The organism is Anaeromyxobacter paludicola, assembly GCF_023169965.1.
GTDB classification, from domain to species: domain Bacteria; phylum Myxococcota; class Myxococcia; order Myxococcales; family Anaeromyxobacteraceae; genus Anaeromyxobacter_B; species Anaeromyxobacter_B paludicola.
Map to the genome: position 1 here is coordinate 3,986,678 of NZ_AP025592.1, position 22,007 is coordinate 4,008,684.

The 22,007-nt window shown below is 74.8% G+C and carries 21 protein-coding genes; 11 read left to right on the forward strand and 10 right to left on the reverse strand.

The features are described from left to right. Positions 1-35: 35 nt before the first annotated feature. From AMPC_RS17770 to AMPC_RS17780, 3 genes are read right to left on the reverse strand one after another with little or no spacing between them, the layout of a single operon-like run. On the reverse strand, positions 36-1,376 hold the full coding sequence (locus tag AMPC_RS17770) for an aspartate aminotransferase family protein (protein WP_248342819.1): 1,341 nt from the start codon (positions 1,374-1,376) through the stop codon (positions 36-38). Continuing rightward, entirely contained in the window at positions 1,373-1,819 is a 447-nt protein-coding gene (locus tag AMPC_RS17775; RefSeq protein ID WP_248342821.1) for a GtrA family protein, read from the reverse strand. Before AMPC_RS17775 ends, AMPC_RS17770 begins: the two co-directional genes overlap by 4 nt. After that, positions 1,816-2,643 (reverse strand): CDP-alcohol phosphatidyltransferase family protein, encoded by an 828-nt coding sequence (locus tag AMPC_RS17780; protein WP_248342823.1) that lies wholly within the window; start codon positions 2,641-2,643, stop codon positions 1,816-1,818. The genes AMPC_RS17775 and AMPC_RS17780 overlap by 4 nt, the downstream gene beginning before the upstream one ends. A 30-nt stretch (positions 2,644-2,673) precedes the next feature. On the opposite strand from AMPC_RS17780, the gene AMPC_RS17785 reads away from it, so the two are divergent. The 3 genes from AMPC_RS17785 to AMPC_RS17795 are packed head-to-tail and all read left to right on the forward strand — an operon-like array spanning position 2,674 to position 6,381. Then, positions 2,674-4,029 (forward strand): TolC family protein, encoded by a 1,356-nt coding sequence (locus tag AMPC_RS17785; RefSeq protein ID WP_248342825.1) that lies wholly within the window; start codon positions 2,674-2,676, stop codon positions 4,027-4,029. Then, the gene (locus AMPC_RS17790) at positions 4,014-4,613 is read left to right on the forward strand and encodes an MlaC/ttg2D family ABC transporter substrate-binding protein (protein ID WP_248342826.1); all 600 of its coding nucleotides are present in this window, start codon (positions 4,014-4,016) and stop codon (positions 4,611-4,613) included. Before AMPC_RS17785 ends, AMPC_RS17790 begins: the two co-directional genes overlap by 16 nt. Positions 4,614-4,668: 55 nt before the next feature. Further along, a complete protein-coding gene (locus tag AMPC_RS17795) occupies positions 4,669-6,381 on the forward strand; it encodes a glycosyltransferase family 39 protein (protein ID WP_248342827.1) in 1,713 nt (570 codons plus the stop codon). A 305-nt stretch (positions 6,382-6,686) separates the two neighbouring features. Here the strand turns inward: AMPC_RS17795 and AMPC_RS17800 are convergent, their stop codons facing one another. The 5 genes from AMPC_RS17800 to AMPC_RS17820 form a co-directional block, all read right to left on the reverse strand. Next, complete coding sequence (locus AMPC_RS17800; RefSeq protein WP_248342828.1) at positions 6,687-7,259, reverse strand: hypothetical protein; 573 nt, start codon at positions 7,257-7,259, stop codon at positions 6,687-6,689. A 29-nt stretch (positions 7,260-7,288) separates the two neighbouring features. After that, positions 7,289-7,900, reverse strand: coding sequence for a hypothetical protein (locus AMPC_RS17805; protein WP_248342829.1), 612 nt, complete (start codon positions 7,898-7,900; stop codon positions 7,289-7,291). Positions 7,901-8,391: 491 nt separating this feature from the next. Continuing rightward, positions 8,392-9,363, reverse strand: coding sequence for a glycosyltransferase family 2 protein (locus AMPC_RS17810; protein WP_248342830.1), 972 nt, complete (start codon positions 9,361-9,363; stop codon positions 8,392-8,394). Positions 9,364-9,406: 43 nt separating this feature from the next. Continuing rightward, entirely contained in the window at positions 9,407-10,402 is a 996-nt protein-coding gene (locus AMPC_RS17815) for a phosphatase PAP2 family protein (RefSeq protein WP_248342831.1), read from the reverse strand. Between the two features lie 59 nt (positions 10,403-10,461). Next, complete coding sequence (locus AMPC_RS17820; RefSeq protein ID WP_248342832.1) at positions 10,462-11,406, reverse strand: diacylglycerol/lipid kinase family protein; 945 nt, start codon at positions 11,404-11,406, stop codon at positions 10,462-10,464. 77 nt (positions 11,407-11,483) lie between these two features. Here AMPC_RS17820 and AMPC_RS17825 point away from each other — a divergent pair, with 77 nt between their 5' ends. From AMPC_RS17825 to rsmA, 4 genes are all read left to right on the forward strand, one after another. Further along, the gene (locus tag AMPC_RS17825; protein WP_248342838.1) at positions 11,484-13,304 is read left to right on the forward strand and encodes a DUF4388 domain-containing protein; all 1,821 of its coding nucleotides are present in this window, start codon (positions 11,484-11,486) and stop codon (positions 13,302-13,304) included. A gap of 101 nt (positions 13,305-13,405) precedes the next feature. Further along, on the forward strand, positions 13,406-14,767 hold the full coding sequence (locus AMPC_RS17830; RefSeq protein WP_318654304.1) for a response regulator: 1,362 nt from the start codon (positions 13,406-13,408) through the stop codon (positions 14,765-14,767). A gap of 10 nt (positions 14,768-14,777) precedes the next feature. Continuing rightward, positions 14,778-15,779, forward strand: coding sequence for a tRNA (adenosine(37)-N6)-threonylcarbamoyltransferase complex transferase subunit TsaD (gene tsaD, locus AMPC_RS17835; RefSeq protein WP_248342839.1), 1,002 nt, complete (start codon positions 14,778-14,780; stop codon positions 15,777-15,779). A 19-nt stretch (positions 15,780-15,798) separates the two neighbouring features. Next, positions 15,799-16,653 carry a 16S rRNA (adenine(1518)-N(6)/adenine(1519)-N(6))-dimethyltransferase RsmA gene (gene rsmA / locus AMPC_RS17840; RefSeq protein WP_248342841.1) on the forward strand — a complete coding sequence of 285 codons (855 nt, stop codon included), beginning with the start codon at positions 15,799-15,801 and terminating at the stop codon, positions 16,651-16,653. 171 nt (positions 16,654-16,824) lie between these two features. Here the strand turns inward: rsmA and AMPC_RS17845 are convergent, their stop codons facing one another. After that, positions 16,825-17,031: a hypothetical protein gene (locus tag AMPC_RS17845; protein ID WP_248342843.1), complete on the reverse strand. Its 207-nt coding sequence runs from the start codon at positions 17,029-17,031 to the stop codon at positions 16,825-16,827. 378 nt (positions 17,032-17,409) lie between these two features. On the opposite strand from AMPC_RS17845, the gene panB reads away from it, so the two are divergent. The 4 genes from panB (at position 17,410) to AMPC_RS17865 (ending at position 20,895) form a co-directional block, all read left to right on the forward strand. Further along, complete coding sequence (panB, locus tag AMPC_RS17850) at positions 17,410-18,315, forward strand: 3-methyl-2-oxobutanoate hydroxymethyltransferase (protein ID WP_248342845.1); 906 nt, start codon at positions 17,410-17,412, stop codon at positions 18,313-18,315. Positions 18,316-18,330: 15 nt separating this feature from the next. Next, the gene (panC, locus tag AMPC_RS17855) at positions 18,331-19,188 is read left to right on the forward strand and encodes a pantoate--beta-alanine ligase (protein ID WP_248342847.1); all 858 of its coding nucleotides are present in this window, start codon (positions 18,331-18,333) and stop codon (positions 19,186-19,188) included. Next, a complete protein-coding gene (gene smpB / locus AMPC_RS17860; protein WP_248342853.1) occupies positions 19,185-19,673 on the forward strand; it encodes an SsrA-binding protein SmpB in 489 nt (162 codons plus the stop codon). Before panC ends, smpB begins: the two co-directional genes overlap by 4 nt. Positions 19,674-19,995: 322 nt before the next feature. Then, on the forward strand, positions 19,996-20,895 hold the full coding sequence (locus AMPC_RS17865) for an HD-GYP domain-containing protein (protein ID WP_248342854.1): 900 nt from the start codon (positions 19,996-19,998) through the stop codon (positions 20,893-20,895). Between the two features lie 13 nt (positions 20,896-20,908). Here AMPC_RS17865 and AMPC_RS17870 read toward each other — a convergent pair whose 3' ends face one another. Beyond that, the gene (locus tag AMPC_RS17870) at positions 20,909-21,904 is read right to left on the reverse strand and encodes a hypothetical protein (RefSeq protein WP_248342855.1); all 996 of its coding nucleotides are present in this window, start codon (positions 21,902-21,904) and stop codon (positions 20,909-20,911) included. Between the last annotated feature and the right edge of the window lie 103 nt (positions 21,905-22,007).

Below are 22,007 nucleotides of genomic sequence, written 5' to 3' on the forward strand. Positions count from 1 at the left end.
TTATTCCGTCGGCGCGCCCGCGGCACGCGCGGAGGCTAGCGCCAGGCGCCGCTCCGGTTCAGTTCGGCGAAGACCTCGTCGAGGACCGCCAGCCCCTCGAGCGCCGTCTCGGCGTCGATGGTGAGCGCCGGCTGCAGCCGCAGGTGGGGGGAGTAGCTCATCGCGAGCAGCCCCTTCTTCACGCAGTCCCGGTAGACCTGCTGCATCACCTTGCCGTCCACCGGCTCGCGGGTCTTCCGGTCCTTCACCAGCTCCACGCCGAGGAAGAGCCCGGCGCCGTCCACCTTGCCGATGAACGGGTGGCGCTCCTGCATGCGCCGGAGCTCGGCGAGGATCGCCGCGCCCACGCGCTCGGCGTTCTCCCAGAGCTTCTCCTCGCGGATCACCGAGACCGAGGCGAGCGCGGCCGCGGCGGCCAGCGCGTTCCCGCCGTAGCTCGAGGAGGCGCCGGAGGGGTTCGACCAGGGCTTCGCCCTGGAGATGGCGTCGGTGGTGAGCACGCCCGCCACCGGGAAGCCGGAGCCGAAGCCCTTGCCGAGGGTGACGATGTCCGGGCGGGCGCCGCTGTGCGACACGCCCCACGGCTTCCCGGTGCGGCCGAAGCCGCAGATCATCTCGTCGGCGATGAAGAGCGCGCCCACCTCGTGCGCCGCGTCCGCCACCGCGGCCACGAACTCCGGCGGCGGGACGACGTTGCCGGCGGTGCCCTGCATCGGCTCCATGATCACCGCGGCGACCGGGCCGGCCGGCTGGGCCTTGATCGCCTTGCGGGCGAAGTCGGCGCAGGCGAGGTCGCAGCTCGCCCGCTCCAGGCGGAACGGGCAGCGGTAGCAGTCGGCGTAGGGGATCTGGGTGGCGTGCGCCGGGAGGGGGCCGAGCCCGTCGCGGGCCGGGGTGCCGAGCAGCGCCGCCGCGCCGGCGGTCTTGCCGTGGAAGCCGCCCCAGAACGAGACCACCTCGGAGCGGCCGGTGTGATGCCGCGCCAGCCGGAGGGCCGACTCGACCGCCTCGGCGCCGCCCGAGTAGAGCTGCAGCCGGTCGAGGCCGGCCGGGGCCATGGCGCAGACCTCGTTCACGAGCTTCGCCCGCGGCTCGGAGGTGAAGCTGCCGACCGTGAGCGTCTCGGCCTGGCGCTGCAGGGCCGCCACGTAACGCGGGTGGCAGTGGCCGAGCGCGTTCACGCCGATGCCGCCGATGAGGTCCACGTAGACGTTCCCGTCCACGTCGGTGAGGGTCGAGCCCTGGCCCTTCGCCATGGCGACCCCGGCCCAGAGCGCGAAGCCCTGGAGCCCCGGGGAGAGGTGCTGCTGCTCGAGGGCGACGACCTCCTTCGAGCGGGGGCCGGGGATCTCGGTGCGGAGCTGGATCTTCTTCATGTCGAGGCGTGCCCTGTGGAGCGGGAGAAGACGAAGTGGCGGTGCAGCGGGTAGTTCCAGACGAAGCCGACGATCAGCGAGGCCAGGATCACGCCCGGCACGGGCGAGCCGGCCGGGCGGACGCCGGCGAGGTCCACGATGGCCCAGGCGAGCAGCACGTTCCAGCCCGCCGAGGCGGCCGACACCGCCGCGTAGCGGAGCGCCTGGGCGTGGATGAGGCCGTGGCCGGCGCCGAACACCCACCACTTCTTCACGGAGAAGTCGGTGACGGCCCCGGCGAGGGCGCCCACGCAGGCGGCCACGAGGTAGTGCACGTGGAGGGCGACGAGGGAGGTCATGAGCGCCCAGTCCACGAAGGTGGCGAGGGCGGACGAAGCCTGCGCCCGGGCGATCCGGCCGGCCTCCGCCGCCCAGCCCTCCGCCTGCGGCGTGAGGGAGCTCATCGCTTGCGCAGCTCCGCGCGGATGTAGGCGGTGCGGCGGGCGCCGGTCCAGTTCGCGAAGATGGCGATGAGCGCGAGGGCGCCCAGCACGAGCAGGTGCCGCGGGCGGCCGGCGGACGGCCAGACCACCTCGGCGATGGAGGAGAGGATGGTGGCGGTGATGAGGTAGGCGGCGCGCTCGTGGCGCTGCATCGTCCCCATCTTGGCGTCGATCCCGAAGCCCTCGCCCTTGGCGCGGGTGTAGCTCACGAGCACCGCGCCGGCGCAGGCCGCGCAGGCGATGGAGAAGGCCATCGGGTCGTCGCGGTAGTAGTAGGCGTAGCCGAAGAAGGTGGCGATCTCGGCCCAGCGGTCGATCACGGCGTCGAGCGTCTCGCCCGCGTCGGAGGCGAGGCCGCGGGCGCGCGCCACCGAGCCGTCGAGCGAGTCGCACGCGGAGCCGACGAGCAGCAGCCAGCCGCCCAGCCCGAACGCGCCCTGCCCGATCAGGGCCGCGGCGGCGATGGTCAGGACGAGCGAGGTCCAGGAGAGCGTGTCGGGGTGCAGCCCCAGGCGGACCGCGAATCGGGCGAAGGGGGCAAATACCCAGAGCCCCCACTCCATGAAGAACTCGCCGAGCAGGAACGTCCCACCGGTCTGGGCGACCCGCGCCGAGTGGGGCCGCCCGTGGATGGCGCTCTTCAGGCCGAAGGCGAGGAGCGTCGCGAACAGCGCGCCGGTCAAGCCGACCAGCGGCAGCCAGGTGGTGGCGGGGGAATTGACCCAGACCAGGAGCTCGTCCTTCACGCGCGCCCTTAAATACTTGAACTTCGCCAGTCTTGCCAAGTAGGTTGCCCGTCCATCGAACTCGCCGGAGTGCGCGTGCTCCTCACCCTGTCCCTCTCCCTCCTGCTCGGCGCCGCGCCGGTCTGCGGGCCCGTCGATCTCGACGGCGCGCTCGCCCTCGCCGCGCGCAACGGGGACGAGGTCGCCATCCGGCGGGCGGAGCTGCGCGCCGCGGAGGCCGACCAGTCGATCGCCCGGGCCGCCCGCATCCTCCCGAGCGCCTCCCTCACCTTCCTCGGCGGGCCGGTGCCCGAGGCCAAGGGGACCATCCTCCACCCCGAGACCTCCACCAACCGCACGCTCGATGGGCTGGGACCGTTCGTCCGGTTCGAGCTGCAGGTCGTCCAGCCGCTCTACACCTGGGGGCGGCTCGACGCGGCGCGCGACGCCGCCGACGCCGGGGTCCGGGCGCGCGAGCTGCTCGTCACCGACAAGGTGGCCGAGCTGCAGCAGCGGGTGGTGCAGCTCTACTGGGGTGAGGCGGCCGCGAGGAAGCTCCTCGCCATCGGCGACGACGTGGAGAAGAACCTCTCCCAGGTGGAGAAGCAGCTCGCCGACGCGCTCGAGGCCGGGGACGCCTCGGTGAAGCAGGCCGACCGGTACCGGCTCGACCTCTACAAGGCGCAGCTCCGCAAGCGGCGCGCCGAGGCCTCCCGGGGCCTGGCCCTCGCGCACGACGGCCTCGCCGCCACGGCCGCCATGCTGCCGGAGGAGCTGGTCCTCAAGGACGCGCCCCTCCCGCTCGACCCCGGCCCCGCGCCGACGATGGAGGAGGCGCGCGCGGCGGCGGTGCAGCACCGGCCCGACCTCCTCGCGCTCGAGCAGGGGCTCCTCGCCAAGGACGCCGAGCTCGACGCCGCCTACGGCGCCATGAAGCCGCAGCTCTTCCTCGGGGGGAGCTTCACCTTCGCCTACGCGCCGAACCGCTCGCCGCAGTTCAACCCCTGGGCCTACGACCCCTTCAACACCGTCGGCGGCGGCGTCGCCCTCGGCGTCAAGCAGGACCTCGCCTTCCCGCTCCTCACCGCGCAGGCGCGCAAGGTCCGCGCCGAGCGCGAGACGCTGCGCCGCCAGCGCGAGGGGCTCATGCGCCTCGTCACCGTGCAGGTGGAGTCGGCGGTGGCCGACGTCGTCCAGGCGAGGGAGCGGCTCTCCGCCGCCCGCGCCGCGCTCAGCTCGGGCAAGAGCTGGTTCCGCTCGGCCGGCCTCGACTTCGAGGCCGGGGTGGCGGAGCCGAAGGAGCTGCTCGACGCCTACGCCGGCTATGTCGAGACGCAGGTGGAGCAGGTCCAGGCGGCTTACGATCTCCTCGTGGCCCGGGCCAAGCTCGACCAGGTCGCCGGCGTCTCACCCAGGAAAGGAACCGATCCATGTCCCTCGCGCTAGCGCTCCTCCTCGCCGTCGCCGCCGCGCCGGGCTCCGCCACCGAGGCGCTCCAGGCCCGCGCGGCCGAGGTGCGCGCCGAGCTCCCGCCCAAGGGCGAGGCGATCACGCCGGCCGTGCGCGCGAAGCTGGAGAAGCTCCTGACCCGCACCGTGGACCTGCGCGCCATGGCGAAGGCGGCGCTCGGGCACAACTGGGACAAGATGACGGAGAGCCAGCGCAAGCGGCTCATCGGCGCCTTCGAGAAGCGCTTCCGCAGCGCCACCACCGGCGACGTGGAGGGCTACCGCTCCACCGAGATCGCCTACAAGCCGGAGGAGAAGGCGGGCGAGGACGTGGTGAAGGTGCCCACCGAGATGACCATCCAGGGCGAGCCGACCGAGATCAGCTACGCCATGCGCAAGGGGTCCGAGGGCTGGCGCATCGAGGACATCGTGGTGGACGGCGTCTCCACGGTCGCGAACTACCGCTCGTCCTTCGCGCGCATCATCAACAAGGACGGCGTCGAGGCGCTCATCTCCAAGCTGGAGAAGGGGCCGCAGAAGGGCGGCAGCGGCGGCGCCGGCGGCGCCAAGGCGAGCCGGTAGCGCCGGAGGGCCGCGCGCGCTTGGCCCCGGCCCGGCCCCGGTCTAGTCTGCGCCGGTGAACGAAGCCGGCCTCCCCGTCCCCGCGCCGAGCCCGCGCGCCGAGAAGCTCGTCGTCGCGCTCGCCTGCGTCCTCTTCCTCGCGCTCGCGGGCGCCGAGGCGTGGCGCAACAGCTACCCGTACTTCGACGACGTCGGGTACCTCGAGATGGGCCACCAGATCCGGGCCCTCGGCGGCCCGCTGGGGCTCCTGCGCGAGCTCTACGCCGGGCACCGCTACACCGAGTCGAACCGCCACCCGCTCTTCCTCGCCCTCCTGTCGCTCGTCGCGCGCCCCGACCTCGGCTACCACCGCGACGCGCAGCTGCTGACGCTCGCCCTCGGCGTCGTCGCGCTCCTCTCCTGCTGGCAGGTGATCCGCCGCCACTTCGGGAAGGGGCCGGCGCTGGTCGCCGTCCTGCTGCTGGCCTGCGGCCGCACCTTCGTGAACGTGGCGTCGCGCGAGTGGTGCGAGCCCCTGCTCGTCGCGCTCTGGGCCCAGGCCGTCGGCGCCGTGCTCGACGGCCTGCGGCGGCCCGGGCGGCCCTGGCCCTGGCTCGCGGGCGGCGTCTTCTCCGGGCTCGCGTTCCTCACCAAGGGCACGGCGATCTTCCTGCCGGTCTGCGTGGCCCTGGCGCTCCTCGTGGAGCAGCGGTGGCGCGCCCTCGTCCACCGCGGCGCCTGGCTCTTCGGCGGCGCCTTCCTCGTCACCGCCTCGCCGCTCCTCTGCCGGAACGTGCGGCTCTTCCACACGCCGCTCTACCAGTTCAACTCGCGGCTCGTCTGGATCGACAAGCTCCCCGACTTCGCCGAGGTCTTCGCCCCGCACGCCTACGACAAGCTGCCGGACGGCTTCCTCGCCTGGGTGGCCCAGGTGACGCCCAGGGCGCTCGCCTGGCGCGTCGTGGGCGGGGTGGGGGAGGTGAGCTTCAACCTCCTCGACGCCTTCGCCCTGGTGGCGCCCACGCCCGGCGGCCCGGTCCACGTCGCGCTCATCGTGGCCGCCCTGGCGGCGCTCGTGATCTCGCTGCGCTGGCTCTGGCGCATGCCCCGCGGCCCGGCGCGGACGTTCCTCCTCGTCCACTGCGCCTGGAGCTACGCCTTCTTCGTCGCCTTCAGCGCCAGCGGCGCCAACTCGCGCTACTTCCTCCCGCTCGTCGCGACCACGCTCGTCCCCGCCTTCGCCTCGCGCCTCTGGGAGGCGCTGCAGGCCCCCGCGCCCCGCCCGCTGGTCCGCCGCACCGCCCTCTGCGCCGCCGGGGCCGTCGCCGCCACCGCGCTGCTCCACGCCCCCGCCATGACGCCGCCCCCGGGCATGGCCGCCGTCGAGGACTGGCTCGTGGCCCACGTCCGCCCCGGCGAGACCTACGCCGTGGACGCCCGCACCCACCTGCAGGCGAGCTGGCTCCTCCCCGGCGCCGAGCAGCTCATCGTCTCCGCGAGCTGGGACGAGAAGCCGGTGCCCGCGCAGGAGCTCCTCGACTGGCTCCGCGATCACCGCGTCCGCTACGTGGTGCTCGACGGCTCCGCGCTCGCCCACATGGGCTCGCCGGCCGACCCCGCCGCGCGCCGCTACCTGTTCTACGACCTGCTCCCGCTCGGGCCCGACGGCTCGCTCCCGCTGGAGGGGTTCCCCGGCGACCTCGCGCTCGCCTACGCCGCCCCCGATAGCCCGCGCCAGTGGCTCATCCTCGAGACCCCCTGGGCCGAGGCGCGGGTGGCGAGGCGGTAGGGCCGGGGAGGCAGGCGCAATGCCAGTCACTGACGAGCCTCCCTCGGTTTGAGCGGGCGCTCGCGCGTCGCACCCCGGCGTCCTTCGGGCCATGACGCGAGCGGAGGGGCACGCGCGATCGATCTCGTTGAGCTCGGCGGCGGCGCCGCCGCCTCGCCGGACGGAGTCTGTGCGCCCGAGCGCGGGGGCCCGTGCAACGAGGCCGCGCCCGCGAGATGAGGAACACTCACGGAAGCTCGTCCCGCCGCGCGCGGTGGGAGGAACCGGCGGATGGAGCACGGAGCTGCACGCGCCCCGCGCATCGGTCAGGTCGGGCCGAACGCGAAAGATGAGGTGGTGAACGCCGTCCCCGGGGACGGCGCCTTGGCAACGCGGCGGCGCTCGCGCGCTTGCCGGGCCTCGGCGACGCGTCGGGCGACGTGCTCGCGGCCGAACTCGTGCTCGGTCGCGAGCCCATGGTGGGCGGCACAGCGCAGGCAGATGTTGTCGGCCGTCGCCTCCCCGCCCTTCGCGAAGGCGACCCGCTGGTGGTGGAACTCGAGCCTGCGGCGAGCCGGGCAGCGCCGTCCGTCCTCAGCGACGAAGGTGCACTGGTTGCCGTCGCGAAGGGCCACCTCGCGCCGCACGTGGTTGGGGATGTGCCGCGAGCCCTCGGTCGCCGGGGCGGACCTGGGTGCGCGCGGCGTTCGGGTCTCGGCGAACTTTCGCTTGCGAAGCTCGCGGACCAGGAGCTCGAGCGCCCGGTCGACGACCTCGGCGAGGTCTCCGGTCGGCAACTGATGGCCGAGCAGGTCGCTGGCCTCCTCCAGCCGGTCGCGGGTCTGGCGAGAGATGGTGAGCTGGAGCTTGTAGCGCTCGGGCGCGAGCGGGGCGAGCACGGGTCGCGGCGGCGGGGGAGGAGGCGCCACTATCGCCGTGGGGGCGAGCGCAGCGCGCGGCGGTGGCGGCACCGCGACCGGCGTGGGAGCGGGCGCGAGCGCGCGGGGGCAGCGAGGAGCGAAGGCGCTTCCGGCGGAGCGACCAGCGACGACGCTTCGGGCTGCGCCGACGGCGCGAAGCGCGGCGGTGGGCTCGGGAGCTTGCGCAGGGCCTCGGGGACGTCCGGCCTGGGGAATCGCTCGGCGAGGAGCTGCTCGACGTCGCGCTTGCTGCGATGGACCGCGGCGTCCAGGAGCGCGCCGTGGTTCTCCTCGGTGAGGTGCTGCGCGAGGAGGCATACGGCGGAGAGGTGGAGCCTGCCATCGGCGAGCATCTCCAGGATGACGGGGAAGCGGCGCGCCGCGCGGGCGGCGTTGATGCGCTTGTAGGCGGCCTCGTCGGAGAGGTGGAGCACGTTCACGCAGTAGGCGTGCATCGAGGGGCAGGCGTGGTCGCGGTAGAGCCTGCGGGCATCGACCTCCGCGAGGTGCGCCACGAAGTCGGCGGTGGCCTCGCGCTCGCGGCGGACGAGGAAAGTGAGGGCATCGAGCAGCGCGCGGTCGGACAGCGCGGCCGGGTCGGAGGAGAGCGGAGCGTTCATACGCTCCGTTTTATCAGCGGTTTTCGAGCCCTCCGGGAAGGGGTCTGGTCGGCCCGTGGCCGGGATTTCCCGGAGCAGCCTCCGCGCTCCCTCGGAGACGGCGAGCGCACCGCGCAGGGCGCGCCGGACGCGTCGGGAGGGGCAGGCCCAGCGCGCGGGACCGTCGCGAGGCGCGAAGGCCCAGGGTCGTGTCAAGCGAAGACGCGGTCCGGATTGGGTGCATGGGTAACGAAACGGACCGGCAGCAATGGTGGCACGCTGCGCGGAGCTGCTGGCACGAGCCGTCCCTCCTCGCGGGCGCGGCCTCGTTGCACCGGCCCCCGCGTTCGCGCGCACAGACTCCGTCCGGCGAGGCGGCGGCGCCGCCGCCGAGATCGACGGGATCGCTCGCGCGTGCCCCCTCCGCTCGCGTCAGGGCCCGAAGAAGGTCCGGGGTGGACGCGCGAGCGCCGTTCTGCCGAGGGAAGCTCGTTGACTGACTGACATTGCGGCTACGCCGCCGCGCCGCCCCGCCGCGCCCCGTGCCCCGCCGCCCGCTCCGGCGCCCGCCACCGGAGGTACTGGAGCCGCTTCAGCTCCCGCCGCCCCCGCGTGACCGTGTCGAGGACGAGCCCGCACGCGAGCGAGAGCGAGGCCAGGATCACGAGCCCCGTGGAGAGGAGCGCGGTCGGCATCCGCGGCACGAGGCCGGTCTCCAGGTACGTCGGCACGAGCGGCGCCGCGAGCGCCAGCGCGAGGGTGGTCAGGAGCGCGCTCGCGACCGAGAAGAAGAGGAGCGGCCGCTCCTCCCGCGCCAGCGCCAGGATGGTGCGGAGGATCCGGACCCCGTCGCGCCAGGTGTTGAGCTTGCTCGCCGAGCCGGCCGGCCGCTCCCGGTAGGCCGTGTCCACCTCGGCCACCGGCATGCGCAGCTCGAGGGCGTGGACCGTGAGCTCGGTCTCGATCTCGAACCCCGCCGAGAGGGCCGGGAAGGACTTCACGAACCGGCGCGAGAAGACCCGGTAGCCGGAGAGGATGTCGCGGAAGCGGTTCCCGAAGATGCGGGCCACGAGCCCGGTGAGCAGCGCGTTGCCGAAGCGGTGCCCCGGCCGGTAGGCGGCGACCGCGTCGGTCACCCGCGCCGCGCAGACCATGTCGAGCTGCTCGTCCTCGAGCTTCGCGACCAGTCTCGGCGCCGCCGCGGCGTCGTAGGTGTCGTCGCCGTCCACGAGGACGTACACCTCCGCCTCCACGTCGGCGAACATCCGCCGGACCACGTTGCCCTTGCCGCGCAGCGGCTCGGTGCGGACCACCGCGCCCGCCGCCCGGGCTCGCTCCACCGTCCGGTCCGTCGAGCCGTTGTCGTAGACGTAGACCGGCGCGCCCGGCAGGGCGGCGCGGAAGCCGCGCACCACCGCCTCGATGGCCGCCTCCTCGTTGAGGCACGGCACGAGGATCGCGACCGGGTGGAGTGTCTCGGACATGGCGCGCGCAGCCTAGCAGAGGCCGAGCGGGAAAGGGCCCGGGCTACTCGGCGTCGGCCGGCTCCATCGCGGCCGGAGCGGCCGCCGCGGCGGGCTGGCGGGCGAGCGCCCGCTCGATCCCCACCCCCACGAGCGTGTAGGTGACGCCCAGGAGCACGTCGAGCATGTAGTGGTGCTGCAGGTAGACGGCCGAGAAGCAGACGAGGAGGAAGAAGCCGAAGCTGACCACGTCGAGCCAGCGCTTGCCGAGCTGGCGGCCGTAGAGGAACACGAAGAGCGGATAGGAGACGTGGAGCGAGGGGATGGCCCCGAACACGTCGGCGCTCCGGCCGTAGAAGGCGGCGAAGTAGTGGAGGCCGGTCATCGCGTCCCAGCGGGCCGCCGCCGCCGCCGAGGCCTGCGCCGCCATGTTGGCGGGGCCGAGGCCGTACTGCGTCACGTACCAGGGCGGGGCCGACGGGTAGATGTAGTAGGTCGCGAACCCGGCCACGTTCACCGCGAGGAAGGTCCAGCCGAAGCGGCGCGCCAGCCGCTGGATCCGGTCGTCCTTCCGCTTCGCGAGCAGCAGCCAGGCCGCGAAGCCGAGCGACCAGTAAAGGTAGAGGATGTAGGCGGACCCGGTCACGAGGTCGACCGCCGGCCAGTGGAACCGGGCGAAGAGCTCGTTGGGCGTGAGCCGGACGCCGTCCACCGGGACGCCGAAGAAGAGCTTGTCGAAGTGGTACGGCTCCGCCACGTGCACGTGCAGGTAGCGCACCAGCGGCTCGGTGAGGTGGGTGAGGTCGTAGATGATCCCGAACAGCAGGAACGGCAGCATCCCCGCGAAGAAGCGGCGCGTGCCGGCGCTCCAGACCGCGAGCAGGAACATCAGGGCGCAGAGCAGGAACTGCTCCGGCCGGTTGCCCAGCGTGAGCCCCATCACCAGGAGGTAGGCCCCCATCCCGGCGAGCGAGCCGTAGAGGTAGGAGCGCGGGGTGGCGGCGATCCGTCCGGCGAGGCCGGGGCGGGGGGCGGGGGCGGGCGAGGAGGTCGTTTCCATGGCGCGGCGAGCGCTCGTACCGGCTCGCGGCGCCCCCGTCAAGGGTGGGCCGGCGGGCGCTACGGTAGGAGGATGCGCACCGGCGGCCCGGTGGTGATCCGCACCGACCCGTCGGAGTCGTAGAGATCGCCGTCGAGCGTGAAGCGGAACGGCTCCGGCGCCTCGATGGCGAGGTCGCGCGTGACCGCGTCCATCGCCACCCGCCGCCGCCAGGGCCGGCCCAGCCGGATCGCCGGGAGCGCCGCCGCGAGGGTGAGGGCGCTCGAGGTGACCCCCACCGCGTGGAAGAAGCCGGGCTGCTCGTCGCAGCGGGCGAACGGCTTGAACCCGAGCCCGATGTCCGGCTCCGACCCGGCGAGCACCGCGAGGTAGCGCAGGGAGGGCCAGTCGTCGCCGTCGGCGACGACGCGCGCCGGCTCGCGGCGGGTGAGGTCGGCGGCGAAGCGGCCCCGCACGAGGGCCGAGCCGACCGCCCGGGCCGCGAGCGCCGCCGCGCGAAGCGGCGTCGTCCGGCCGCGCGCGTAGTAGGTCTCCAGGAAGCGGACCACCGCGCCGGTCCCGAAGAGGAAGCCGTACTGCGGCGGGCGGCCGCCCCACTCGACCTGAAGCAGGTCGCGCTCGACCTGCCGCAGCGGGCGCCGCTCGCGCCGCCCCTCGACCCAGCGCCGCAGGATCGACTCCGGCGTGCCCTTGAGCCCGTGGCCGTGCGCGACCGTGTTCATCGAGCCGCCGCGCAGGATGAGCAGCGCCGGGAGCGGCGCGCCGGCCCAGGCCGTCACCGCCGCGGTGAGCACCACGTGGGCGGTGCCGTCCCCGCCGTTCACGCCCAGGACCTCGACCCCCGCGCCGCGGAACTCCCCGAGCGCGCGCGCGAGCTCCTCGAGGTTGCTGGCGTCGGCCACGAGCCCCTCGCCGTCCACGAGGCTCGCGAGGCGGCGCGGCGTGTCGGGGTGGCGGCGGTTGTGCCGGGAGCCCGGGTTGTTGACGATGCCGATGACCGCCATGCTCCCCCTCGCCGGCCGGCCCCTCGGCCGCCCGGGAAGATCTACCGCACCCGGAGTTGCGGTACACTCGCCGTCGCGTGGGGCTCCTGGAAAAGACGGGTGATCTGTCGGCGGTGCCGCTGGCGGCGGTGCTGCTCGACGCCTTCAACGCCCGCGCCACCGGCACGCTGCTGTTCGACGCGGGCGGGGGCGCCTCGCGCCTCTACCTCCGCGCCGGGGTCCCGGTCGGCGCCCAGAGCTACGCCGGGTTCCGGCCGCTCGGGCAGGAGCTGCTCGCGGCGCGGCTCATCGACCTGCCGGCCTTCGAGAAGAGCCTCGTGGAGATGTCGCGCACCGGCCGCAAGCAGGGCGACCTCCTCGTGGAGATGGGGGCGGTGAGCCGCGAGGCGGTGGACGCCGCCCTCTCGCGGCAGCAGTCGGGCTACCTCGCGCAGGTGGCGCGGCTCGCCGAGGGGACCTTCCGCTTCGAGCCCGGCGAGCCGCCCGAGTGGACCCGCGGGGTGCGCACCAGCCCGCTCCGGGCGGTGGTGGACGCGTTGACCGCGCCCCAGGCGGCGTCCCTCGTCGAGGCGGCCTTCGCCCAGGCGGGGCCCCAGGTCGCCTTCCGGGCCGGCTACGCCGCCGTGGCCCGCGCCTTCGGCTGGACCGCCGAGGAGACCACCCTCGTGGCCCGGCTCGCCTCGCCGGTGGAGCCCTCCCGCTTCGTGGCGGGCGGCGACCTCCCGCCGGAGCGGGCGAGGGCGGTGCTCGCCGCGCTCGTGCTGCTGGGGCTGGCCGGCGGCGACGAGGCCCGGGCCGCGCCTCCCATCGAGCTGCCCGAGGTCATCGAGATCACGGGTGAGGTGGAGATCCCGGACGCCACCGAGGAGGCCTTCGCGCCCGAGGCGGCGCCGGCCGCGCCGCCGCGTCCCGCGCCGGTGGCCGCCCCGGCCCGCCCGCGCCCGCCGGACGAGGCGGCCGAGGAGTCACGTCGGCGCCGCGCCCGGCTGCTCGCGCGCGCCCTCGAGAACATGGGCGCGCGCCCGCCGCCCGGAGCCCCGGCGCCCGCGCGCCACGGCCCGCCCCCGCCGCCCGGGGCCCCGGCGCCCGCGCCCCACGGCCCGCCCGCGCCGCCGCGGCGGGAGGCCCGGGTCTCCCCGCCCGCGTTCCCTGCCGGCCGGGACGCCGGCGCGAGCGACCAGTTCCGCGCCGCCGACCCGGCCAGCCGGGCCAGCTTCGCCGCCACCGGCGAGGAGCGGCAGCTCCGGCTCGACTTCGAGCTCGCCGAGTCGCGCGCCGCGAGCGCCGATCTCTTCGTCCGGCTCGGGCTCGAGCCGGCCGCGACCGTGGACGGCGCCCGCCGCGCCTTCCTCGACCTGGCGCGCCGGTTCCACCCCGACCTCTTCGCCACCCCCGGCGTCCGCCAGCTCGCGCCGCGCGTCTCCGCCTTCTTCGGCGCCGTGAACGAGGCCTACCAGGTGCTGGCCGATCCCGGCCGGCGCGCCGAGTACCTGGCCCGCACCTCGGCCGGGCGGCCGCCGGACCCGTACGCGCTCGTGGACTTCAAGAAGGGCGACGCCTGCGTGAAGACGCGGGACTGGGTGCGCGCCCGCGGCTTCCTCGAGTCGGCGGTGGCCGCCGACCCTCGCCCGGAGTACCAGGCGCTGCTCGCCTTCGCCTGCCTCATGGACCCGGCGCGGCCGGACCGCGCGCGCGCCGCGGAGCTCTCCGCCGCCGCCATGCACGACCCCTCCTGCGACCGGGCCTTCTACGTGGCGGCCCTGCTCGCGCGCGACGACGGCGACGAGCACGGGGCGGAGCGGCTCTTTCGCGGGGCCGTGGCGGCCAACCCCCGGCACCTCGAGGCCGCGCGGGAGCTGCGGCTCATCGCGCTGCGCCGGGGCCAGCGGCCGTCCTGATCCAGCGCAGGCGGGGCAGCCCAGAGGCTTGACGCCAGCGCGCCCCCGGCAGACGATTGCCCCCCGCTGGGCACCCACGTTCGACAGACCCGAAGGCACCCTTGGCCAAGCAGCACCTGCTCCTCGTAGACGCGGACCCCGAGTCGCTGAGGCTGATGGAGGTGAGCCTGCGAAACGCGGGCTTCTCGGTCACCTCCGCGGCCCAGGGCGCCGACGCGCTCGAGAAGTGCCAGATGTCGCAGCCGGACCTGGTCCTCTCCGACACCCAGATGCCGGTGATGGACGGGTACGAGCTCTGCCGGCGCCTCAAGGCCGACGCGCGGCTCGCCGACATCCCGTTCATCTTCCTCACCGGCCAGGGGTCGGTGGAGCACAAGGTCCGCGGGCTCGAGCTCGGGGTGGACGACTACCTCACGAAGCCCATCTACACGAAGGAGATCGTCACCCGGGTCAAGATCCTGCTCCAGCGCCGGGAGAAGGACCGGCTGGAGAAGCGGGAGCGGGCGCGCTTCGCCGGGAACCTCGCGGACCTCGGCATCGTGGACCTCGTGCAGACCCTGATGCTGGGGCGCAAGAGCGGGGCCCTGCGCATCACCTCCGGCGGGCGGCAGGCCACGGTCTGGTTCCGCGAGGGCGCGGTGGTGGACTGCGAGCTCGGCGGGGCCGGCGGGGCCCGCGCCTTCTACCGCCTGCTCGAGATCCAGGAGGGCGAGTTCGGGATCGACTTCGGGCCGGTGGAGCGCGAGCGGCGCATCGCCGGCAGCACGCAGGCGCTCCTCATGGAGGGCATGCGCCGGCTCGACGAGAAGGCGCGGCTCCTCGAGGCGCTGCCGCCGCTGGGCGAGGTGCTGGAGGTGGACGCGGCGCTCCTGGCGGAGCGGCTGCAGGAGATCCCCGACGACGTGAACGGGCTGCTCCGGCTCTTCGACGGCCGGCGCTCGCTCGACGCGGTGGTGGCCGACGCGGAGGGGGACGACCTCGCCAACCTGACCGTGCTCTCGAAGCTCTGGTTCGAGGGGCTGTTGCGGACGCCCGAGGTGAGGGCCCAGGCCGAGCAGCTCGAGTGGTTCGCGAGCCCGGACCCGGGCGCGCCCGAGCCGCCGGCCCCGGCGCCCCCTCCCGCGCCGGAGGGACCGCCGATCCCAGCGGAGGAGTTCGAGTTCGGCGCGCCCCGGCCGTCCGGCCCGGCGCCCGCCGTGCTGCGCTTCCCGCCGGCCGGTCCCCCGCCCCGCCCCGAGCCGCTCCGGCCGAGCGCGGGCCCGGTGCCGCTCGGAGGCGAGCGGGTGCCGCCCCCGAGCGCCGCCGCCCCGGCTGCGTCCCCGCCGCGTCCGGTGCGCCCGGTGCGCGCGCGGCCGGCGCCGCCCCCGCGCCCCGCGCCCGAGCCGCCGGGGCGGCAGCTGACCCTCGCCGCCGTCCTCGCCGCGCTGGCGGCCGCGGCCGGTCTCGTCTATTTCTTCCGCTGACGAGGCACGCGTGAGGATCCTGGGAATCGAGACGAGCTGCGACGAGACCGCGGCGGCGGTGGTGGAGGACGGGCGCCGCGCGCTGTCCGACGTCGTGGCCACGCAGATCGAGATCCACCGCCGCTGGGGCGGCGTGGTGCCGGAGCTCGCCTCGCGCAACCACGTGGTGCAGGTGATGCCGGTGGTGGACGAGGCGCTCGCGCGCGCCGGGGTCGAGCCGGCCGGGATCGACGGGATCGCCGTCACCTCGGGGCCCGGCCTGGTGGGCGCGCTCCTCGTCGGCGTGCAGGCGGCCAAGGCGCTGGCGCTCGCGTGGGAGAAGCCGCTCGCCCGGGTGAACCACCTCGAGGGGCACCTCCTCGCGAGCTTCCTCGCCGACCCGCCGCCGAGCTTCCCGTACCTCGGGCTGGTGGTCTCGGGCGGCCACACCTCGCTCTACCTCGCCGAGGACTTCGGCCGGTACCGCTGCCTCGGCCAGACGCGCGACGACGCCGCCGGCGAGGCCTTCGACAAGGGCGCCAAGCTGCTCGGCCTGCCGTACCCCGGCGGCGTCGCCATCGACCGGCTGGCGAAGGACGGCGACCGCGCCGCGGTGCGCTTCCCCAAGGCGGTGGTGAAGGGGGCCGACCTCGACTTCAGCTTCTCGGGCTTGAAGACCGCGCTGCTCCACCACGTGAAGAAGCTCGGGGTCCCGGAGGGGCAGGCGCTGGCCGACCTCTGCGCCTCCTACCAGGAGGCCATCGTGGGTGCCCTGGTGCAGAAGCTCTTCCGCGCCGCGCGCCGGCTCCAGCTCGACCGGGTGGTCCTCTCCGGCGGCGTGGCCGCGAACGGGCGGCTCCGCCAGGCGGTGCAGGAGAAGGCCGCCGAGTTCGAGGGGATCGAGGTCTTCCTGCCCGCGATCCGCCACTGCACCGACAACGCCGCCATGATCGCCGTCGCCGGCACCCACGCGCTCCGGCGCGGCGAGGCGCAGGGACCGGAGCTCAACGCCGACCCGGCCTGGCGGCTCTAGCACACACGGAAGACCACCCTTGCCCGAACAGACCGTCCGCTCGCACCCGAGCCCCCGCGCCCTCCTCGACAAGTACGGCCTGCGCGCCAAGAAGAGCTGGGGCCAGAACTTCCTGGGCGACGAGCAGATCCTCGACGGCATCGCCCGGCTCGCGGTCGAGTCCCCCGGCGAGCGCGTGGTGGAGCTCGGCGCCGGACTCGGCCACCTCACCGCGCGGCTGGCGGCCCACGGCGGCGTGGTGGTGGCCGTCGAGCGGGACCGCGACATGGCGCGTGTGCTCCGGGGCGAGCTCGGCGAGCGGGTGACGCTCCTCGAGGCCGACGCGGCCCGGCTCGACTACGGCGCCCTCGCCGCGGGGGGGCGGATCGCGGTCGTGGGGAACCTGCCGTACCACCTCACGAGCCCCATCCTCTTCTCGCTCCTCGACCAGGCCGACCACGTCTCGCGGGCGGTGTTCCTGGTGCAGGCGGAGGTGGCGGAGCGGCTGGCCGCGTCGCCGGGCACGAAGGACTGGGGGCTGCTCTCGGTGCTCCTGCAGCAGCGCGCCACCGTGTCGCTCGAGCGCCGGGTGCCGCGCGGCGCCTTCCTGCCGCCGCCCAGGGTGGAGAGCGCGGTGGTGCGGGTCGGCTTCGGGGAGGCGCTCGTGCCGGTGGACGACCCGGCCTGGTTCCGCCGGGTGGTGAAGGCCGGGTTCGCGCAGCGGCGGAAGGTGCTCTCGAACGCCCTCGCCGGCGCCGGGCTCGGCGCGCCCGAGGTGATCCTGGGCGCGCTCGCGGAGGCCGGCGTGGAGCCGCGCCGCCGCGGCGAGACGCTCAGCGTGGAGGAGTGGGCGAGGCTGGCGCGGGCGCTGCCGAAGATCGCGGCCGAGAGGTGAGCCCGGCTCCCCCTCTCCCGCGGAGCGGGGGAGGGCCGGGGAGGGGGTGCGCTCGAAGGAGCGCGCGCCGCTCAGCGGAAAAACAATGGGCGCCTGGCCGCAAACTCGCCCGCCGCCCGTCCACCTTCAGTCGGACAGGCGCCCATTGACCCTTGCCGGCACGCCCCGGGCTCAGACCCCCAGCGCGCGCGCCGTGGCGAGCAGGAGGCTCATGTTCCGAGCCCCGTTCTCGCCGAGATACCGCCGAAACCCCACCGGATCGAGCTTCATGGCGCGGATGGTCCGCTCCACGATCTCGTCGTAGCTCGTCGCCTCGGGCTTCTTGAGCTCGAGCGCGATCTTCAAGATGGCCCGATGGAAGGCCGGGTCGACCTCCATCGATTCCCCCCGCCTCGCCGCGACCGGGGCGGCGACCGCGACCGCCTGACCCGCCGACCTCCGCGCTGCACCCATCCTGACGCCTCCCGTTCCGATTCCCGTTCCAGCCGGGGCCGGAAACGAGTGTGACGATACGTTGCCATGCATGGCCTGTCAAGGCGCACCATGATCCCCGGATCAGGGTGTCCGCGATCCGAAGATCACGGTTGGCGCGATCTACATGACATGCGCCGATCGGGGGAGCAAGCGGTCTCGATGGGCCCCGGATTTCAAGGCCGGCGCGCTTTCATCCGGGCGGCCGAGCGGCTACAAAAGGGCGAACTCGTTCTCACCCAGGGCGGGACCCGGCGACGGGCCTGCACCAGAGGTCCACAGAGAATGTCCAAGCAGAACGCTCCCCCCAAGCGCTTGTCCGTCAACGACCTGCTCCGGATGAAGCAGGCTGGCGAGAAGATCGCCATGGTCACGGCCTACGACGCCACCATGGCGCGCCTGGTCGACGCCGCCGGGATCGACGTGGTCCTGGTCGGCGACTCGGTCGGGATGACCCAGCTCGGTCACGGCTCCACGCTCCCCGTCACCCTCGACCAGATGATCCACCACTGCGCCGCGGTCCGGCGCGGCCTCGACCGGGGCTCCGGCCGCGCCCACCTGGTGTGCGACATGCCGTTCGGCAGCTACCAGGCGAGCGTGGACGAGGCGGTGAAGAACGCCATGCGGCTCGTGGCCGAGGGCGGCGCCGAGGCGGTGAAGGTGGAGGGCGGGCACGACTACGCCGAGGTGGTCCGCCGCATCGTCCGCGCCGGCGTGCCGGTGATGGGCCACGTCGGCCTCACCCCGCAGTCGGTCCACAAGCTCGGCGGCTACGTGGTGCAGGGGAAGGACCAGGAGAAGGCGCAGCAGCTCCTGGCCGACGCCCGCGCCATGGCCGCCGCCGGCGCGTACGCCGTGGTGCTCGAGTGCATCCCGGCCGAGCTGGCCCGCTTCATCACCCGCCAGCTCCCCATCCCGACCATCGGCATCGGCGCCGGCGTCCACTGCGACGGGCAGGTGCTGGTCGTGAACGACCTCCTCGGCCTCGACGACGGCTTCAAGCCCAAGTTCGTGCGGCGCTACGGCGAGGTGGGCAAGGCGATCGGCGAGGCGGTGAAGGCGTACGTCTCCGACGTCCGCGAGGCCCAGTTCCCGGCGGAGGAGCAGAGCTTCCACGGGCAGAGCCTGCGGCTGCTCCAGCTCGTGGAGGGGGACGGCGGCGAGCCCTCCGTGATAGGAGCGCCGGTTTAGGAGAGCCTTTCCGAGATGACCACCCCAGAGCTCGTCCGCGACCCCGCGGCCTGGCAGGCGCGCGCGCTCCAGGACCGCGCCCAGGGCCGCACCCTCGCCCTCGTCCCCACCATGGGCTTCCTGCACGACGGCCACCTCTCGCTCATGCGCGAGGCGCGCCGGCGCGTCGGCCCGCAGGGGGTGGTGCTCGCGAGCGTCTTCGTGAACCCCACCCAGTTCGGGCCCAACGAGGACCTCGCCGCCTATCCGCGCGACCTCGAGGGCGACCTCCGGCGGTGCGGCGAGGCGGGCGTCACCCGCGTCCTCGCGCCCGCGCCGGAGGCGATGTTCCCGGCCGGCCACCAGACCTGGATCGAGGTGGCCGGCGTCTCGCAGGGGCTCTGCGGCGCGCGCCGGCCGGGCCACTTCCGGGGCGTCGCCACGGTGGTGGCGAAGCTCCTCCTGCTCTCGCAGCCGCACCTCGCCTTCTTCGGCGAGAAGGACTTCCAGCAACTTCAAGTCCTGCGGGCCATGGTCCGCGACCTCGGGTTCCCGGTGGAGGTCGTCGGGATGCCCATCGTGCGCGAGCCGGACGGGCTCGCCCGCAGCTCCCGCAACAGCTACCTCTCGCCGGCCGAGCGGACCCAGGCGCTCTCGCTCTCCCGCGCCCTCTTCCAGGCCCGCGACGCGGCGGCCGCCGGCGAGCGCGACGCGGCGCGGCTCGTGGCCGGCGCGCGGGCGGCGCTCGAGGCCGGCGGGGTGCGCGTGGACTACGTGGAGCTGATGGACCCGGAGACCCTCCGGCCGGTGGAGCGGGCCGTGCCGGGCACGGTGATGCTCGTCGCCGCCTTCGCCGGGAAGACCCGCCTCATCGACAACCTGCGGCTGCCATGAACAAGAAGGGCGGCGCGGCCAGGCCCGCGGACGGCGTTCGCATGATCGCCCAGAACAAGAAGGCGCGCTTCGCCTTCGAGGTGGAGGACCGCTTCGAGGCGGGGCTGGCGCTCTCCGGCAGCGAGGTGAAGAGCCTGCGCGCCGGCAACGTGAGCCTGTCCGACGCCTACGCCCAGCCCAAGGGCGCCGACCTCGTGCTCGTGAACTGCCGCATCGGCGAGTACCAGCCGGCCGCCTTCTTCGGCCACCCGCCGCTGCGCGAGCGCAAGCTCCTGCTGCACCGGGCCGAGATCGAGAAGATCCGCGGCAAGGTGGAGCAGCGGGGCTACACCCTCGTGCCGCTCGCCCTCTACTTCAAGGACGGCTGGGCCAAGGTGGAGCTCGCGCTCGCCAAGGGGCGCACGCACGAGGACCGGCGCGACGCCATCGCGGAGCGCGAGACGAAGCGCGAGATGGACCGGGCCATGTCCCGGAAGCGGCGGTGAGCGGCCTCGGCGACGGCCGGGGAGGGGCGGCGCCCCTCCCGGCGGGAGAGCTTCGCGGAGCGAAGCGCAAGGGACCCGCCGAGCAGGGGTGGGGCCCCGGCGGCTCTGCCGGCGGGGCGGGGGCGCAGCCCCCGTGCGATGCCCGGCGCGACGCCATCGCGGAGCGCGAGACGAAGCGCGAGATGGACCGGGCCATGTCCCGGAAGCGGCGGTGAGCGGCCCCGGCGGCTCTGCCGACGGGGCGGGGGCGCAGCCCCCGTGCGATGCCCCGGGCGCGACGCCGGTCGCGCGCCGGCCGCCCCCGCGCTACGCTGGGTGAGGCATGCTCGACAGCGCCACCCTCCAGCACGACATCGTGGACGGCCGCGGGGTGCTCGTCGCCCGGCGCGGGGCGGTCGTCTCGCCGGCCGCGATCCGCGAGGCGGCGCGGCGCGCGCCCCGGGGGCCGCGGCGCCTGCTCGCCGACAGCTTCGTCGCCCAGGATCTCCGGCTGCCGCTCCTCGGCGCCTCCCAGGAGTGGCTGCTCCGCGGCCCGGCGGCGGAGGCCGGCACGCTCCGGGCGCTCCGGGCGGTGAGCCTGCCCGGCCCGCTGTTCGACGAGCTCTCGGCGGTCAAGCTGGCCGACCCGCTCCGCTACGCCCACGCGCTCTCGACGGCGGCGCTGACCGCCCGGATGCTGCTCGCGGCCGAGGGCGCCGAGCCCCCGGGCCTCCCGGAGGCGGTCGCGGCCGGGCTGCTGCACGACATCGGCCTCCGGCAGGTGCCGGTCCGGATCCGGCAGGCCACGGGACCGCTCGACGCCGCCGAGGCGCGGGAGGTGGCGGCCCACACGCTCCTCGGGGCGCTGTACGTGGCGAGCCTGCTCGGGGAGCACCCGGCGGTGGAGGTCGCGCTGGGCCACCACGGCTGGGCGGGGGAGGGGTACCCGCGGCTCGAGGCGGCCGCGTCGCCGCTCGTCGCCGCCGTGGGCGTGGCGAGCGCGTTCAGCGCCCTCACCGCCCCCCGGCCGTTCCGCTCAGGCCCCTACGAGCCGCGCGCCGCGCTGGACGTCCTCGTGCGCGAGGCGCGGGAGTCGGGGGCCGACCTGGCGCCCCTGCGGATGCTCCTGCACGCCCTGCGCGGCGGGGAGGGGTCGCTCGGCGCGGTGTCGTTCTCGGAGGCGCGCAAGGGGGGCGAGCCCGAGGTGAACCGCTACCGCGGCGTGGCCGCGGCGCTGCGGTGACGCGCGCCGCCCGTCACCCGCCTGCTCCCTGCCACCACTCGAACCGCCGGCCGAGCGGGTCGCCCGGGCCGAAGAAGACGAGGTAGGCGGCCGCGTCGTAGGCGAGGAACGACGGCCGGCCGCGCGCCACGTTGCCGAGCTGGTGCAGGGTGCGCCAGGTGCCGGTGTTGAAGTAGCAGGCGCTCTCGCCCTGGACGACGCCGAGCGGCTTCATGCCGGCGAAGTGGGTGTGGCCGTTCACCACGTAGGAGAGGCCCCGGTGCTCGCGCTTCTCGAGCTCCTTCACCGCCGCCTTCGCGAGCCGCACGTCGATGAGCCGGAAGAGCAGGTAGTAGAGCTGCGTCAGGCGCGGCTCGTCGCGCTGCTTCGCCCGGGCCGAGAGCGCGAGCAGGAGCTTCACCCGCTGCGCCAGGTCGAGCTTGAGCGGGCGGTGGTGCGCCTTCATCCAGTCCTTCACGAAGGGGTTCTCGAGGAACTCCTCGATGAGGTCGCGCCAGACCCGCGCCACCACGCGCGCCACCTGGCGCGGCTCCCCCTCGGCGAGGGTGCGCACCCAGGCCGGCACCGCCAGCACCGGGCGGACGTCGTCGATGTCGTCGAGGCTCGCCTGCTCCACCTGCAGCGCCCGCCGGATCTCGACCGGGAAGCGGACGATGAGCTCGGAGGCGAGCAGATCGCCGAGCGGCGCGGAGCCGTCGGGCTCGTGGCAGACGGCGTCCACGGTGTGGCCGTGGTACGCGAGCACCCGCTCCTCCGGGAAGATCATGCGCGTGGGGAGCGCCGCCTCCCCCCCGGGGAGCCCGAGGGCGCGCCGCACCGCCGCGCGCGCGGCCGGAGCGTGGGCCAGGAGCCGGTCGTGGTTGCCGAGGAGGTAGTGGACCTCGAGCGTGCCGTCCTCGACCTTGCCGCGCAGCGCGTCGAAGAAGCGGCGCTCGGCGGCGATGGTGGCCTCGACCGCCTCGAGCACCACCGCGGCCTGCTCCGGCGAGGGCGGGTGGTACGGCTTCACCCCGCGGTCGAGCCAGTCGGGCGCGCGGACGAGGTCGAAGATGTCGCCGACGAGGCAGAGCCGGACCGGCGCCCCGGGGCGGCCCCCCTCGATCCGCTGCCAG

Excerpts from the sequence above, each read along its gene's own strand:
- AMPC_RS17770 (WP_248342819.1), bottom strand. The coding sequence starts at position 1,376 with ATGAAGAAGATCCAGCTCCGCACCGAGATCCCCGGCCCCCGCTCGAAG.
- AMPC_RS17775 (WP_248342821.1), bottom strand. The coding sequence starts at position 1,819 with ATGAGCTCCCTCACGCCGCAGGCGGAGGGCTGGGCGGCGGAGGCCGGC.
- AMPC_RS17790 (WP_248342826.1), top strand. The coding sequence starts at position 4,014 with ATGTCCCTCGCGCTAGCGCTCCTCCTCGCCGTCGCCGCCGCGCCGGGC.
- AMPC_RS17805 (WP_248342829.1), bottom strand. The coding sequence starts at position 7,900 with ATGAACGCTCCGCTCTCCTCCGACCCGGCCGCGCTGTCCGACCGCGCG.
- AMPC_RS17810 (WP_248342830.1), bottom strand. The coding sequence starts at position 9,363 with ATGTCCGAGACACTCCACCCGGTCGCGATCCTCGTGCCGTGCCTCAAC.
- AMPC_RS17815 (WP_248342831.1), bottom strand. The coding sequence starts at position 10,402 with ATGGAAACGACCTCCTCGCCCGCCCCCGCCCCCCGCCCCGGCCTCGCC.
- AMPC_RS17820 (WP_248342832.1), bottom strand. The coding sequence starts at position 11,406 with ATGGCGGTCATCGGCATCGTCAACAACCCGGGCTCCCGGCACAACCGC.
- AMPC_RS17845 (WP_248342843.1), bottom strand. The coding sequence starts at position 17,031 with ATGGAGGTCGACCCGGCCTTCCATCGGGCCATCTTGAAGATCGCGCTC.
- panB (WP_248342845.1), top strand. The coding sequence starts at position 17,410 with ATGTCCAAGCAGAACGCTCCCCCCAAGCGCTTGTCCGTCAACGACCTG.
- panC (WP_248342847.1), top strand. The coding sequence starts at position 18,331 with ATGACCACCCCAGAGCTCGTCCGCGACCCCGCGGCCTGGCAGGCGCGC.
- smpB (WP_248342853.1), top strand. The coding sequence starts at position 19,185 with ATGAACAAGAAGGGCGGCGCGGCCAGGCCCGCGGACGGCGTTCGCATG.
- AMPC_RS17865 (WP_248342854.1), top strand. The coding sequence starts at position 19,996 with ATGCTCGACAGCGCCACCCTCCAGCACGACATCGTGGACGGCCGCGGG.